The sequence below is a fragment of the Terrirhizobium terrae genome (genome assembly GCF_030323265.1).
GTDB lineage: Bacteria > Pseudomonadota > Alphaproteobacteria > Rhizobiales > Rhizobiaceae > Neorhizobium.
In genome coordinates this window covers 3,793,270-3,805,194 of the sequence record NZ_CP104992.1, presented here as the reverse complement: position 1 = coordinate 3,805,194, position 11,925 = coordinate 3,793,270, and the positions used below count along the sequence as shown (strand labels likewise).

Genomic DNA, 11,925 nt, shown 5'->3' with positions numbered 1-11,925 from the left:
ATGGCGTATGCTCCCTTATCCCGCCGAGTGATCGGCGCGCTGATGGTCTCGACAATGCTGGTCGCATGCTCGGCCGACGGGCTTGTGCCACCGGCGTCGATCGATAGCGGCACCCAGGTCGGGTCGATTTCGCCCAGCCGTTCGCTGCCGCCGGCACCGATTTCCCAGCAGCCCTACCAGATGGCATCCGCTCCGGTTTCGCAGGCGAGCGGCGGTTATCCGGCTCCGAATGCCTCGAACGATGGTGGCCATTACCTGCGCGCGCCGGATGGTGCCCAGCCGGTCTATCAGCCCAGCGCGCCGCTGGCTTCTCAAGGTCGGTTGCCGATGATCGACAGTGACGAGGCGATGGGCCAGGCGTCGGCTGCGCGGACATCCGGGCAGGGTGGTCAGATGTCAATCCCGTCCGAAGGCGTCAACATGGACGAGGAGTTCGGTTTCGGACCGGACGAGAGCGATGTCGTCGGGCTGGCCGAAGAGCAGGACACTGATATCGCCGAAGGTGTCGGTGACCAGCCCGTCGTCGACGGGATTGGCACGGACAACCCCGTGGCGTTGCAGGGGCGGCGTCAGCCGATCTCGAATAGCCCGGCGAACGATGATCGGGTGATCGTACCGCCGAAGCGCCAGGGTGCGGCCATGATGTGGGGCGACCGCTCGCCGGTCGTCGCGCCTAGCCGCGCACCAGCGGAAGTCCAGGAAGTGGCGATGCTGCGGCCGAACAATCCCGTCGCCAGCGACGCGCCGATGAGCGAACCGGATGCGCCATTCCTTCGCAATGTCATGCCGAAATCCGAAGTCGCCTGCCGCAGCGAGCTGCGCCGCCTCGGCGTCGAGTTTCGTGACCTGCCGCGGATTTCCCAGGGCAAGAGCTGTGGCATCGACTACCCGGTCAAGCTTTCCGGTCTTTCCGGTGGTATCGACGTGAAGCCGGCGGTAACGCTGAACTGCCAGGTGACGCTTGCCTTTGCCAAATGGGTGAAGAACGATCTCGCGATCTCGGCGCGTACCCGCTATCTCACCGGCATTCGCCAGATCCAGCCGATGGGCGGCTATTCCTGCCGCAAGATGAACAACAGCCGCCAGCGCAACAATCCGATGTCGGAACATGCCCGGGGCAACGCGATCGACATCGGCGCGATCGTGCTGAAGAACGGCCAAGATATCGACGTGCGCAAGAAGGGGCTGTTCTCGTTCCGCGAGGGCGGGCTTTTGAAGTCCGTGCGCGGCGACAGCTGCAAGTATTTCAACACGGTGCTCGGCCCCGGCAGCAACAAGGAGCACTGGAACCACTTTCACTTCGACCTGAGATCGCGCAAGGGCGGACGGCGTTACTGCGACTGAGGCGGACAGGGCATCGCGTTCCGAGCGCCGCGCAGTACCACGGTGGAAAGCTGCTTTCGAGAGTGCCAAACGGGACGCTTGGCTCCCGTTCAGTTGTGCGGTTTGGCAAAGCGTGGTTTTGCGTCGATCTCTGCGTCGCCCGTGTCGGCCAGATCGGATGCCATCGGCATGGTAAAAGCTTCCACCATCATCGCAGCCATTTCTTCCATGGAACCGAAATCATCATCGCACTCCTCAGCCGGAAAAACCTCCGGCGTGCGTTGCGTCTTCAGAGCATTGGGCATGGTATTCGTCTCTCATGATCCGGGTAATAGCCAAGATCTTCCCGGTTGGTTTCATGGTACGGTACTCCGGCACCGTTTATACGCGACTAAACGCCAAACTGCATTACGTCAATTTCCGGGGTGTGGATTGCTGGTTGCTTATGTTCTTCTTGCTAATTCTTTGTCGTCTGCACGGGGGCAGATTTTCAATCAAGAGCGCATAAGTGGAATCAACCTAATCCATTCGAAGTATTGAATATAAAGCAGAATCAAAAGCCCAAAGAAAAAGCCGGCCCAATGTGTCGAAACATTGGCGGCCGGCGAGACGAGCGGCGGCATCTTGGGAAGGCCTTCCTCGCTCCAATCGTCCTCATCAGGCGGGCAAGCCGTGTTGATGACCCAGCCGTATCGATGACCGGGCGGACGAGCATTTTCACGGTCGCGCAAGGGTGCGGCGGCGGTTCGCGGGACCGGCGCTTGCCTAGCCACAACAATGCTGTAGACAGGTAACGACAAGATGACAGACGTGCGGCGGACCCTGCTTTCTGCGCGCTTAACGTGCAGGAGAAGGCCGTGCCCGCATTCATCGACTTATGGCCGTTCATCGTCGCGCTGCTGGCAGCCGGCGTGCTTGCGGGCCTTTTGGCTGGTCTGTTCGGTATCGGCGGCGGGGCCATCCTCGTTCCGATCTTTTTTCATGTCTTCGGCCTGCTCGGCGTGTCCGACGCGGTGCGCATGCATCTGGCGCTCGGGACGTCGCTTGCGATCATCGTGCCGACCTCGATCCGCTCCTTCATGGCGCATCGGCAAAGAGGCGCCGTCGATATCGATCTGCTGAAGGGCTGGATCGTCGCGGTGCCGCTCGGCACGATCATCGCCACCATCGTGGCTGCCTGGGCTTCCAGTACCGAATTGCGGCTGATCTTCGCGATCATCGCGTTGGCGCTGGCGCTTCGCATGATCTTCGCCAAGGACAGCTGGCGGTTGGGTTCCGACTTGCCGGGAAATCCGGTGAAATTTCTGATGGGGACCGGGATCGGCATCCTGTCCGGCCTGATGGGCATCGGGGGCGGGGTGATGAACAACACCTTCATGACGCTCTATGGCCGCTCTATCCACCAGGCCGTGGCAACGTCCTCCGGCGTTGGCGTGCTGATCTCGATACCGGGTCTTGTCGGGTATGTCTGGGGCGGATGGGGCGAGGCGGGCCTGCCGCCGTTTTCCACCGGCTATATCAACTGGCTGGCGGTGGCGCTGCTGATCCCCGTGACACTCTATACGGCACCCTATGGCGCTCGGCTGGCGCATGCGCTTTCGAAAAAGCATCTGGAGTTCGCGTTTGCGCTGTTTCTGGTCGCGGTGTCGATGCAGTTTTTTGCGAGCGTGGTTTTCTGATCTTCGGTCATGGTTTCTAGCGAGGCCTGAATGCCGCTTTCAATCGCGAGAGCAGACTATGTGGCGGTGCTTGAAGCGGATCGGGAAACTGCTTGTCGCGCTCCTCTCTCGCGAAATCCTGCGTCGAAGAGGAGCACTGGACCTCGGCGAATGCGACAGCCTCATCGAACGAGGTTCTTGCATCATCTTTGCGGCCGGCCCTGAATTGAAGTCGGCCAAATGTCATCAGCGCCGTCACCCGGCGCCCGGGATCGGTAGCGTAGTCATTGAGATCAAGACTGCGCTTGCCGTAATAGAGGGCGCGGTCGAAATCTCCCAGCGCTTCCTGGCTTTCCGACATTAACCTCAGGAGATTGCTGAGCTCCGAGCTGTGCTGGCCATGGTGTTTTTCGCCATCGGCAAGAAGTGGCTCGAAAACATCGAGGCCCATACGAGAACTGCCGATCGACTTCTCGTAGATGCCAAGATTGAGGCGGGTGAAGAATTCTTCACCGATTGGACGATCAAGCTGCGCATGAAGCGACAATGCCTTGTCGAGGTGCATGCGGGTTCTCGGGTCATCGCTCCATGTCGCGCCCACATCACCACAGAGGACGTGCATGAAATAGAGCCGGTCCGGTGGTAGGATATCGGTGTCTGCCTGCGCAGCGAGCGCCCGATCGGCATGGTCGAGGCAAGACAACTGGCCTCTTTTTCCTTCCAGAACAGCAAGCTCGCGAAATAGCCAGGCCTCGTTTTGCCTGTCTGGAATATATGGGGCCAGAGCAAGTAAGTCGTCCACCATGCCTTCGCCCAAGAAGCGAGCATCCGGATCGTCGAGTTCTTGCTTGAGTTCCTGAAACCTTACCGCAAAATCGACCATGTGCATTATTCAATCTGCTTTTGATGAAAATATTCGGCCGTACGAAATCGCCTGCTCAGGGCAGATAGGGGAGAATGGGGATGTGTCCAGACAGTGCAGATATCGGCGATGGCCAACGCGTTCGGATGCCTGTGATCCTTTTCGTCTGTTTCGCCGTCGCTCCGCTTTACCCGGCATTGGCCAGATCAGCCCGCACCACTTCGCTCGATAATCTGAAGCCTCTCGTTGCGGACCTGCTGCCGGACGCTATTCAAACGAGGCGGTCATTGGAGGAGACCTTTGCCGTGCGCATGGAGCCTGATAGCGGAACGCCTGCCTTCGCGACATTTCGAGCCGAAGACATTGAAATCCACAATGTTCATGTGGATGAGATCGTCTATCGCGCGCCCCGTCCGGGTGTAGAAGTTACCGCGGGGCCGATAGTCGAGCTTCGCCTGCCCCGCGAACCCTGCTTCGACAAAGGAGAGGTCGTCGGCGCATATCCTGCTCTGGCAACGGGATCCGCGCCACCGCCGGAGGACTCTGATCCTACGCAGTATTACCGTATCGAAAATAGCGGGGCGGTGCTCTCTATGGGGTTTCCAGCCAACGGTCCGCATTGCCTGCGTAGCATAGTTTTCAGCATCAGGGAGCCATAGGAAGCCGCAGGGCCGACAGCTCATTACTCCGAAATTCGGAACGCAATATTCTTCCATCAAGGGATAGATTCTGCACGAACTCGCCCCTATATTGCGCCTTCCTGCGAAATCATCTTCCACGAAAAGCGCGATACACATGCCCCCCATCATATCGGTCCAGAATTTGACCAAGACCTATGGAAACGGGTTCGAGGCCCTGAAAGGCGTCGATCTCGATATCCGGCGCGGCGAGATCCTGGCGCTGCTCGGGCCGAATGGTGCGGGCAAGACGACGCTGATCTCGATCGTCTGCGGCATCGTCAATCCGACCGGCGGCACCGTGCTGGTCGGCGGCCATAACGTGGTGAAAGACTTTCGCCAGACCCGCGCGATGATCGGGCTGGTGCCGCAGGAGCTGACGACCGACCAGTTCGAGACGGTGTGGAATACGGTGAGCTTCTCCCGCGGCGTGTTCGGCAAGAAGGCCAATCCGGCGCTGATCGAAAAGATCCTGCGCGATCTGTCCCTCTGGAAGAAGAAGGACAACATGCTGCGCGAACTTTCCGGCGGCATGAAGCGGCGTGTGCTGATCGCCAAGGCACTGAGCCACGAGCCGGAAGTGCTGTTCCTCGACGAGCCGACGGCGGGCGTCGATGTCAGCCTGCGGCGCGACATGTGGGAGGTGGTCAAGCAGCTGCGCGAACAGGGCGTGACGATCATTCTCACCACCCACTATATCGAGGAGGCGGAGGAGATCGCCGATCGGGTGGGCGTGATCAACAGCGGCAAGCTTCTTCTGCTGGAGGAGAAGGCGGCGCTGATGAAACAGCTCGGCCGCAAGCAGTTGACGCTCGAACTGACGGAGCCGCTGGCTGCCATTCCGCCGAGCCTTGGCGGCTTCGACCTGACATTGTCGGACGATGGGCTGCGGCTGATCCACGAATACAGCCACGACGAAAGCCAGGACAGCATATCCTCGCTGCTTGCGGCGCTGACGGCCGCCGGTATCCACTTCAAAGACCTCTCCACACGGCAGAGTTCACTGGAGGACATTTTCGTCGCTCTGGTGGAGGAAAAGGCATGAATTTCCAAGCGATCAAATCCATCTACGGCTTCGAGATGGCGCGCATGCGCCGCACGCTGCTGCAGAGCGTCATCTCGCCGGTCATCACCACTTCGCTCTATTTCATCGTTTTCGGCACGGCGATCGGTTCGCGCATCCAGTCGGTGGACGGGGTCTCCTACGGCTCCTTCATCACGCCGGGGCTGATCATGCTGACACTTCTGACCCAATGCACGGCCAACGGTTCGATCGGCATCTACTTCCCGAAATTCACGGGCACGATCTACGAGATCCTTTCAGCGCCTGTGGCGATGACGGAAATCCTGGTCGGCTATGTTGGGGCGGCGGCGAGCAAGGGGCTGATCATCGGCCTGATCATTCTGGCCACCGCGTCCTTCTTCGTCGATATCCGCATCGCCCATCCCTTCGTCATGGTGCTGTTCCTGGTGCTGACGGCGATCACCTTCAGCCTGTTCGGCTTCATCATCGGGGTGTGGGCGAAGAACTTCGAGCAGTTGAACATCGTGCCGATGCTGGTCGTGCCGCCGCTGACCTTCCTCGGCGGCAGCTTCTACTCGATCGACATGCTGCCGCCCTTCTGGCAGGCGGTGAGCCACCTCAACCCGGTTCTCTATCTGGTCAGCGGTTTCCGCTGGAGCTTTTACGAGATCGCGGACGTCAACCCGATCGTCAGCCTGGCGATGATCGGCGTGTTCCTGGCCTTGTGCCTGTCGGTGCTCGGCTGGATGTTCAAGACGGGGTACAGGCTGAGGAGCTGACGACGTCCACTCGGATTTGCGTCAGATCTTCACCACCTCGTCGCGCCAGAAGACGATCATGTAGCCGCCCGTCTTTGCCGCTTCCGCTGCCCATGCCTGAAGCTGGGGAAGGTAGGGATCATCGCGCCAGACATCCGGAAAATCAGGGTCTGCGAGAACCGTGATCTGCTGGCCCTGGGCGTAGATCATCACATGGGAGCGGGAGGGGTCCCATTCGTTTCCGAGCGCGCCATCCGTCATCCAGCGACAGAGAAAATCACGGCAGACGGAAGGACGTCGACTGTAGATGGAACAGCCCTGTTCGGCGACACAATGGGCGCACCATTCGTCTGCCGGCTTGTCGAAGTGATCGATTTCAGGCAGACGGCAACAGAGCGTGCATGTGCCGCAAGCGCGGCCTTGCGTGGTGTATGAGGCTGACAGCATGGAGGCAGCCATAGCAGCTTTCCGTACCGGCGGAAAAGCCGGCGCCTCGCTACGATGACTGCAATCCGCTGAACGTGCGGATGGTTGGCGGCAAAGCGCCGACGACGGGCGTATGTCCGGGAAAGTTTGGGCCAGCGGTGGCGACAGACGGATTCCTCCTTAATCCCGCCACAGGTCTGGGCTTAGGGCGTGCTGCGCGCGCCAAAGCTGAGGTCCGTCTAAAATGCCGCCGGGCCAGTGGGGAGCCCGACAAATTCCCGCCCTAAAAGAAAGAAACCCTGAGTGCCCGCATCTTCATCGTCTGCACGCGTCGCAAAACGCGTGGTTCTACACTTTCCCGGCTTTGAACAGCTGGACGCGCCGCGCCATCGGGTGCGCTATGAGCGCGCGATGCAGATGACGGCAAAGCTGTGGGGCCTGTCTGCCGAGGTGGGGGCGCTGCGAGAAGACGGACACTGTCCCTATTTCGATATCGAGGCCACCGGCGGTAGGGCCTCCGAGGATGGGGCCTGGCGGACGTCGAGCCGGTTCTTCGTTCTGGACCATGACGGCATCGTCAGTCGTCTGGCGCAGCGGCCGTTGCTGACGCGGTTGGGGCGGGGTTTTCGCAGTGCTGCCGTCGTGGTGCTGGAAGGCGGGGCGTTCGGCTACTTCCGCCACGCCTGGCGTTTCGGCCTGTTCTTCGTCTTTCCGTTTCTGCTCGTCGTGTTGGGGCTCGCGATCAGCCTGGCGCTGGCGGCCTACCCATCGTGGTTGGATCTCCCCGTTTGGCATTATCCGCTCGGCATCGCGCTGGGCGTCGCGTTTTTCCTAAAACTCTTCCTGCCGTTCTCGGAGCGGTATTTTACCCTGCACCTGTTTTCCGACTGGGAGATGGCGGTCGCCGTCGCACGCATGGATGAGGCGTGGATCAGGGAGTGGGTCGAGGCATCGGCCAAGGCAGCAAGGCCGGCATTCGATGAGGATGCCGACGAGTATGTCATCACCTCCCACAGCATGGGATCGAGCATGGCGGTGCATACGATCGGCCTGCTGCTGGAACGGGAGCCGGACCTGTTTGCCGGCAAGCGGGTCACATTCGTCACGCTCGGCGGGGCGATCCTGCAATGCGGGCTGCTGCGCTCCGCCAAGGTGCTTCGGTCGCGTGTCGGGACGATCGCGCGATCAAGGGATCTTTCCTTCGTGGAGGTTCAGTGCCTCACCGACATCATCAGCTTCTACAAATCCTCGGTGACGGCCTTGACCGGCCATGCGAACGTGCCATCGCCACGGCTGATCTTCCTGCGGATCCGCAACATGCTGGAGCCTGAGCGCTACCGCCGGATCAAGCGGGATTTCCTGCGGGTGCATCGGCAGTATGTGCTGGGGTCCGACCGGCGGACGAATTTCGATTTCGGTTTGATGACGGCGGGGCCGTGGCCGGCGACGTTCTTTGCCGATGTCGCGCCGGGGCGCAGTCTCGACGATGCATTGGCCAGCGACTACCGGGCTGTCTGAGGGCGGAGCAAAGAAAAACCGCCCGCAACCTTGTCGGCTGCGGGCGGTTCGATCTGCTTTCGGGGCACATTTCTGGCTGGAGGTCAGTCGCCCCCGCAGATCCCATGCCGGGCTGAGTGCTGGGTTCAGCCGAGCGAGAGCTGGCGGCGTTCGCCGCGGGCGGCCATGACCGAGGCGCCGAGGGCTGCCGCGATGGCGGCGAAGGCGACGACGGCGACGGGGCCCTGGGTTTCGATCAGCAGGCCGCCGAAGATCGCGCCGCTCGAAATGGCGATCTGGAAGGCGGGGATGACCAGCGCGCCGGCGCTTTCGGCTTCATCCGGCGCATGACCGACGACAAAGCTCTGGACGCTGACCGGGAAGGCGCCGAAGGCGAGACCCCAGAGAGCGATCGCTGTTGCCGAAACGACGAGCGAAGCACCACCGACCGCAAGCATGATGGCGGATGCCGCGACAAGGCTGGTAAAGAGCACGATCGACAGGCGCGGGCTGCGCTCGGAGACCATGCCGCCCAGCATGTTGCCGAAGAAGCCGGTGACGCCATAGGCGAGCAGGATGAGCGAGATCGTCTCGACATCGAGATGCGGCACCTGCTCCAGGAAGGGGCGGATATAGGTGAAGCCGGCGAAATGGCCTGCGACGAAGAGCAGTATGGTAAAGAGCGCGGTGCGGATGGCCGGACGGCGCATGACGGCGGCCAGCGTTCCGAGGCCGGCATGGCCGGTCGGCGGCAGGGCCGGCAGGGTGAAGGCCTGGACGGCTAGCGCTATGACGCCGACGGCGGCGGACAGGTAGAAGGCGGCGCGCCAGCCGAGCGTGGCGCCGATCCAGGCACCGAGCGGAGCGGCACAGACGGTTGCAAGCGAAACGCCGGCCATGATGATGGCCATGGCGCGCGGCATCTTTGCCGGCGGGACGAGGCGCATGGCGAGTGCCGCCGACATGGCCCAGAAGCCGCCGAGGCCGATGCCGAGCAGGGCGCGGGCGGCAAGCACGATGTAGATGTTCGTTGCGGTCGCGGCGATCAGGCTGGAGACGATCAGGAGCGTCGTCAGGACCAGAACAATCCAGCGGCGGTCGAAGCTGCGGGTGCCGATGACGACACCGGGGCCGGCGAAGGCGGCCATGACGGCCGTCGTGGTGATCGACTGGCCGGCGATGCCGGTGCTGACGCCGAGATCTGCCGACATGGGCGTCAGCAGGCTGACCGGCAGGAATTCTGCAGTAACGAGACCGAAGACGCCGAGGGTGAGCGAAACGACCGCGCCCCAACGGGAAACTTCCTGTGCGACACCTTGTCCGGTCCGCGTTTCGTCATCAGATGGTAGAGGGCTGCCGTGCATGGGAATCTCCTGATTTGATATTCGTCAGGAATAGGCGTGACGATCTGGCGTTTCCATGCTAGAAACTCCGACATGCTTGACAGATCGTCCAAATTCTCATCCGCAATGCCAGCCGATCCGCTTTCGGAGATGCTGCGGGGCCTGCGACTCGACGGTGTCGAATACGGCCGCTGCCGGCTGGCCGAGCCCTGGGCCACGGCTTTCCCGGCCGAAGATGCCGCGCGCTTCCATTTCATTTCCTCCGGATCGGCGCTTCTAAAGGCGCCATCAGGCGAATGGCTGAGGCTCAATGCGGGCGATGCGGTGATCCTGCCGCGGGGCGATGCGCATGTGATCGCCAGTGGCGAAAACATCGAGCCCCTGCCATTCGGCCGCTACGGCAAGAAGGAAGTCTGCCAGGGCGTGTTCGACATGCAATGCGCCGATGCCCGTTGCGGCACCGTGGCGCTGACGGCATCGATGCGCTTCAACATCGACAAGCTGCATCCGCTGCTACAGATGATGCCCGAGGCGATGCTGACCAGCGATCTCGCCACCAGCGAACCCGCCATTCCGCATCTTCTTGAGGCCATGGCTCGCGAGGTGGATATGGACCGTGTGGGGGCGGGCGGCATTCTGGCGCGTCTGGCGGATGTGCTGACGGCGACGATCATCCGCACCTGGGTAGAACATGGCTGCGGCGATACGAGCGGCTGGATTGCGGCCGTGCGCAACCCGGAGATCGGGCGGGTACTGGCCGCCATCCATCTGGAGCCGGATCGGGACTGGTCCGTTGCCGAACTGGCGCGGCTGATGGGCGCTTCGCGCTCGGGATTTGCCGAGCGCTTCGCCCGTGTCGTCGGCGAGACGCCGGCGCGCTATGTGGCGCGGGTGAGGATGCATCAGGCACGGCTGTGGCTGAAGGACGGGATGCGCGTCGCGACGGTGGCGGAGAAGCTCGGCTATGATGCCGAGGCCTCGTTCAGCCGTGCCTTCAAGCGCATCATCGGCGACCCGCCTAGCCATTTTCGCGGCAAGGGTGATGAGGCTCCGGCTGTGGTCGAATTGATCGCGGCGGAATAGGCGCGCTGTTGCCCGCAGGTGAATGCGCTCAGGTGGCCGCCAGCTGCAGCCGGGCGGTCTGCCATTCCTCCCAGCAGTTTTCCGGATCGATGTCGCGATAGCCACGCGACTCATCCATTCTTCGCGCTACATCCGGAGAGACCGAAATCGCGGGACAATTGTCGCGGATCTCGATCACTTCCCGTTCCGTGAGCGGGCTGCCCTTGGTCTTCTCCATATTGAGAAGGGTCGCAACGAGGCTGGGGATGGGATAGATCACGAGGTCGTTGTTCTCGGTCATGGTGCTCCTGTTACAGGCTCCAGCCTGCCGTTGCGACGTGATCTCGATCCCGGGCCCGGGCCGGGATGTCAGTCCCTCAGTCTCAGCTCATCCGTCTGCATCTGCAGCGAACTCAGCGTCGAGAGAAAGCTCATGCCGAGCAGGCTTTCGTCGAGGCGGCCTTCTTCCGACACCATGGCGCGGACATTGCGGCGGGAAATCGGGCCGATGGCGATTTCGTCGAGCCGCACGGGCGCGGCCATGGCGCGGCCGTTGGCGGTCATGACCGGGATTGTGTAGGCAAGCGCGCCGGTGTCGATGCCGAGCGTTTCGGCGTCATCATAGGACAGGACGACGCTGCTGGCGCCGGTATCGACCAGCATCGGGATCGTCTTGCCGTCGACCGTGACATCGGCCTGGAAGTGGCCGCTGAGCGCCTTCTGGATGATCACTTCATCGCCATCCCTGCTGGTGACGACCACGGCGCGGCCGGGAACGAGGCCGGCGACCATGCGGCCGGCGAACTGCTGGGCGTCGTAGCGGTAGAGATAGCCGGCGACGAAGCCGAGTATGATGACGAGCCAGATGGCGAGATTGCGCAGTGCCTCGCTCATATTGCCGCGGCGGCCGGACAGAATGCCGGCGCCGAGCAAGCCGGCGATCGGGATCAGGTAGATCAGCTGACCGAAATCGCTGTTGTCGATGCCGAAGGTGCGGCCGGGATCGTGGTTGAAGACAAGCAGGGCAAGGCCCGCACCGAGGACGAGAAGGACGAGGGTCAGACCATTCATAGGCCTTGGCGCTCCTTGATCATGCGCTGGCGACGGGTTTCCCGCCGCGGCTTGCGCTCTACGGTTTCCAATCTCGCGGCGAGCGCGTCCATGATCGCGTGGCGCTCGGCATCGGAATAGTCGATCCATCCGGCGATCTCATCGCGCGTGCGGCCGCAGCCGAAGCAGTAGCCGGTCTTCATGTCGATCGAGCAGATTAGGATACAGGGCGAGATCATGGCCAA

General features: G+C 61.9%; 15 protein-coding genes. 7 read left to right on the top strand and 8 right to left on the bottom strand.

Annotated features, from left to right (window positions below; genetic code table 11):
- On the top strand, positions 1 to 1,344 hold the full coding sequence (locus N7E02_RS26840) for an extensin-like domain-containing protein (RefSeq protein ID WP_286580831.1): 1,344 nt from the start codon (positions 1 to 3) through the stop codon (positions 1,342 to 1,344).
- Positions 1,345 to 1,433: 89 nt separating this feature from the next.
- Here the strand turns inward: N7E02_RS26840 and N7E02_RS26835 are convergent, their stop codons facing one another.
- On the bottom strand, positions 1,434 to 1,628 hold the full coding sequence (locus N7E02_RS26835) for a hypothetical protein (protein ID WP_286580828.1): 195 nt from the start codon (positions 1,626 to 1,628) through the stop codon (positions 1,434 to 1,436).
- Positions 1,629 to 1,817: 189 nt separating this feature from the next.
- The gene (locus tag N7E02_RS26830) at positions 1,818 to 2,054 is read right to left on the bottom strand and encodes a hypothetical protein (RefSeq protein WP_286580826.1); all 237 of its coding nucleotides are present in this window, start codon (positions 2,052 to 2,054) and stop codon (positions 1,818 to 1,820) included.
- Between the two features lie 126 nt (positions 2,055 to 2,180).
- Here N7E02_RS26830 and N7E02_RS26825 point away from each other — a divergent pair, with 126 nt between their 5' ends.
- Positions 2,181 to 3,002, top strand: coding sequence for a sulfite exporter TauE/SafE family protein (locus N7E02_RS26825; RefSeq protein WP_286580825.1), 822 nt, complete (start codon positions 2,181 to 2,183; stop codon positions 3,000 to 3,002).
- Between the two features lie 16 nt (positions 3,003 to 3,018).
- On the opposite strand, the gene N7E02_RS26820 is transcribed toward N7E02_RS26825, so the two are convergent.
- On the bottom strand, positions 3,019 to 3,870 hold the full coding sequence (locus tag N7E02_RS26820) for a tetratricopeptide repeat protein (RefSeq protein ID WP_286580823.1): 852 nt from the start codon (positions 3,868 to 3,870) through the stop codon (positions 3,019 to 3,021).
- Positions 3,871 to 3,944: 74 nt separating this feature from the next.
- Between N7E02_RS26820 and N7E02_RS26815 the strand changes: the two genes are divergently transcribed.
- The 3 genes from N7E02_RS26815 (at position 3,945) to N7E02_RS26805 (ending at position 6,323) form a co-directional block, all read left to right on the top strand.
- Positions 3,945 to 4,502, top strand: coding sequence for a hypothetical protein (locus N7E02_RS26815; RefSeq protein ID WP_286580822.1), 558 nt, complete (start codon positions 3,945 to 3,947; stop codon positions 4,500 to 4,502).
- 136 nt (positions 4,503 to 4,638) lie between these two features.
- Positions 4,639 to 5,565 carry an ABC transporter ATP-binding protein gene (locus tag N7E02_RS26810; RefSeq protein WP_286580821.1) on the top strand — a complete coding sequence of 309 codons (927 nt, stop codon included), beginning with the start codon at positions 4,639 to 4,641 and terminating at the stop codon, positions 5,563 to 5,565.
- A complete protein-coding gene (locus tag N7E02_RS26805; RefSeq protein WP_286580820.1) occupies positions 5,562 to 6,323 on the top strand; it encodes an ABC transporter permease in 762 nt (253 codons plus the stop codon). The genes N7E02_RS26810 and N7E02_RS26805 overlap by 4 nt, the downstream gene beginning before the upstream one ends.
- 21 nt (positions 6,324 to 6,344) lie before the next feature.
- Here N7E02_RS26805 and N7E02_RS26800 read toward each other — a convergent pair whose 3' ends face one another.
- The gene (locus N7E02_RS26800) at positions 6,345 to 6,749 is read right to left on the bottom strand and encodes a YkgJ family cysteine cluster protein (protein ID WP_286580818.1); all 405 of its coding nucleotides are present in this window, start codon (positions 6,747 to 6,749) and stop codon (positions 6,345 to 6,347) included.
- 282 nt (positions 6,750 to 7,031) lie between these two features.
- Here N7E02_RS26800 and N7E02_RS26795 point away from each other — a divergent pair, with 282 nt between their 5' ends.
- On the top strand, positions 7,032 to 8,246 hold the full coding sequence (locus N7E02_RS26795) for a hypothetical protein (protein WP_286580816.1): 1,215 nt from the start codon (positions 7,032 to 7,034) through the stop codon (positions 8,244 to 8,246).
- 125 nt (positions 8,247 to 8,371) lie between these two features.
- Here the strand turns inward: N7E02_RS26795 and N7E02_RS26790 are convergent, their stop codons facing one another.
- Positions 8,372 to 9,589, bottom strand: coding sequence for an MFS transporter (locus tag N7E02_RS26790; RefSeq protein ID WP_286580814.1), 1,218 nt, complete (start codon positions 9,587 to 9,589; stop codon positions 8,372 to 8,374).
- A 72-nt stretch (positions 9,590 to 9,661) separates the two neighbouring features.
- Between N7E02_RS26790 and N7E02_RS26785 the strand changes: the two genes are divergently transcribed.
- A complete protein-coding gene (locus N7E02_RS26785) occupies positions 9,662 to 10,651 on the top strand; it encodes an AraC family transcriptional regulator (RefSeq protein ID WP_286580812.1) in 990 nt (329 codons plus the stop codon).
- 28 nt (positions 10,652 to 10,679) lie between these two features.
- Here the strand turns inward: N7E02_RS26785 and N7E02_RS26780 are convergent, their stop codons facing one another.
- From N7E02_RS26780 to N7E02_RS26770, 3 genes are all read right to left on the bottom strand, one after another.
- Positions 10,680 to 10,931, bottom strand: a complete 252-nt coding sequence (locus N7E02_RS26780) for a hypothetical protein (RefSeq protein ID WP_286580810.1) — start codon at positions 10,929 to 10,931, stop codon at positions 10,680 to 10,682.
- 68 nt (positions 10,932 to 10,999) lie between these two features.
- The gene (locus tag N7E02_RS26775) at positions 11,000 to 11,701 is read right to left on the bottom strand and encodes a retropepsin-like aspartic protease family protein (RefSeq protein WP_286580808.1); all 702 of its coding nucleotides are present in this window, start codon (positions 11,699 to 11,701) and stop codon (positions 11,000 to 11,002) included.
- The gene (locus N7E02_RS26770; protein ID WP_286580806.1) at positions 11,698 to 11,919 is read right to left on the bottom strand and encodes a DUF1289 domain-containing protein; all 222 of its coding nucleotides are present in this window, start codon (positions 11,917 to 11,919) and stop codon (positions 11,698 to 11,700) included. The genes N7E02_RS26775 and N7E02_RS26770 overlap by 4 nt, the downstream gene beginning before the upstream one ends.
- Positions 11,920 to 11,925 lie beyond the last annotated feature (6 nt).

What these genes read in the sequence shown, in the direction of transcription:
- N7E02_RS26840 (WP_286580831.1), top strand. Translation starts at nt 1, where the DNA reads ATGGCGTATGCTCCCTTATCCCGCCGAGTGATCGGCGCGCTGATGGTC.
- N7E02_RS26835 (WP_286580828.1), bottom strand. Translation starts at nt 1,628, where the DNA reads ATGCCCAATGCTCTGAAGACGCAACGCACGCCGGAGGTTTTTCCGGCT.
- N7E02_RS26820 (WP_286580823.1), bottom strand. Translation starts at nt 3,870, where the DNA reads ATGCACATGGTCGATTTTGCGGTAAGGTTTCAGGAACTCAAGCAAGAA.
- N7E02_RS26815 (WP_286580822.1), top strand. Translation starts at nt 3,945, where the DNA reads ATGTGTCCAGACAGTGCAGATATCGGCGATGGCCAACGCGTTCGGATG.
- N7E02_RS26810 (WP_286580821.1), top strand. Translation starts at nt 4,639, where the DNA reads ATGCCCCCCATCATATCGGTCCAGAATTTGACCAAGACCTATGGAAAC.
- N7E02_RS26805 (WP_286580820.1), top strand. Translation starts at nt 5,562, where the DNA reads ATGAATTTCCAAGCGATCAAATCCATCTACGGCTTCGAGATGGCGCGC.
- N7E02_RS26800 (WP_286580818.1), bottom strand. Translation starts at nt 6,749, where the DNA reads ATGCTGTCAGCCTCATACACCACGCAAGGCCGCGCTTGCGGCACATGC.
- N7E02_RS26790 (WP_286580814.1), bottom strand. Translation starts at nt 9,589, where the DNA reads ATGCACGGCAGCCCTCTACCATCTGATGACGAAACGCGGACCGGACAA.
- N7E02_RS26785 (WP_286580812.1), top strand. Translation starts at nt 9,662, where the DNA reads ATGCTTGACAGATCGTCCAAATTCTCATCCGCAATGCCAGCCGATCCG.
- N7E02_RS26780 (WP_286580810.1), bottom strand. Translation starts at nt 10,931, where the DNA reads ATGACCGAGAACAACGACCTCGTGATCTATCCCATCCCCAGCCTCGTT.
- N7E02_RS26775 (WP_286580808.1), bottom strand. Translation starts at nt 11,701, where the DNA reads ATGAATGGTCTGACCCTCGTCCTTCTCGTCCTCGGTGCGGGCCTTGCC.
- N7E02_RS26770 (WP_286580806.1), bottom strand. Translation starts at nt 11,919, where the DNA reads ATGATCTCGCCCTGTATCCTAATCTGCTCGATCGACATGAAGACCGGC.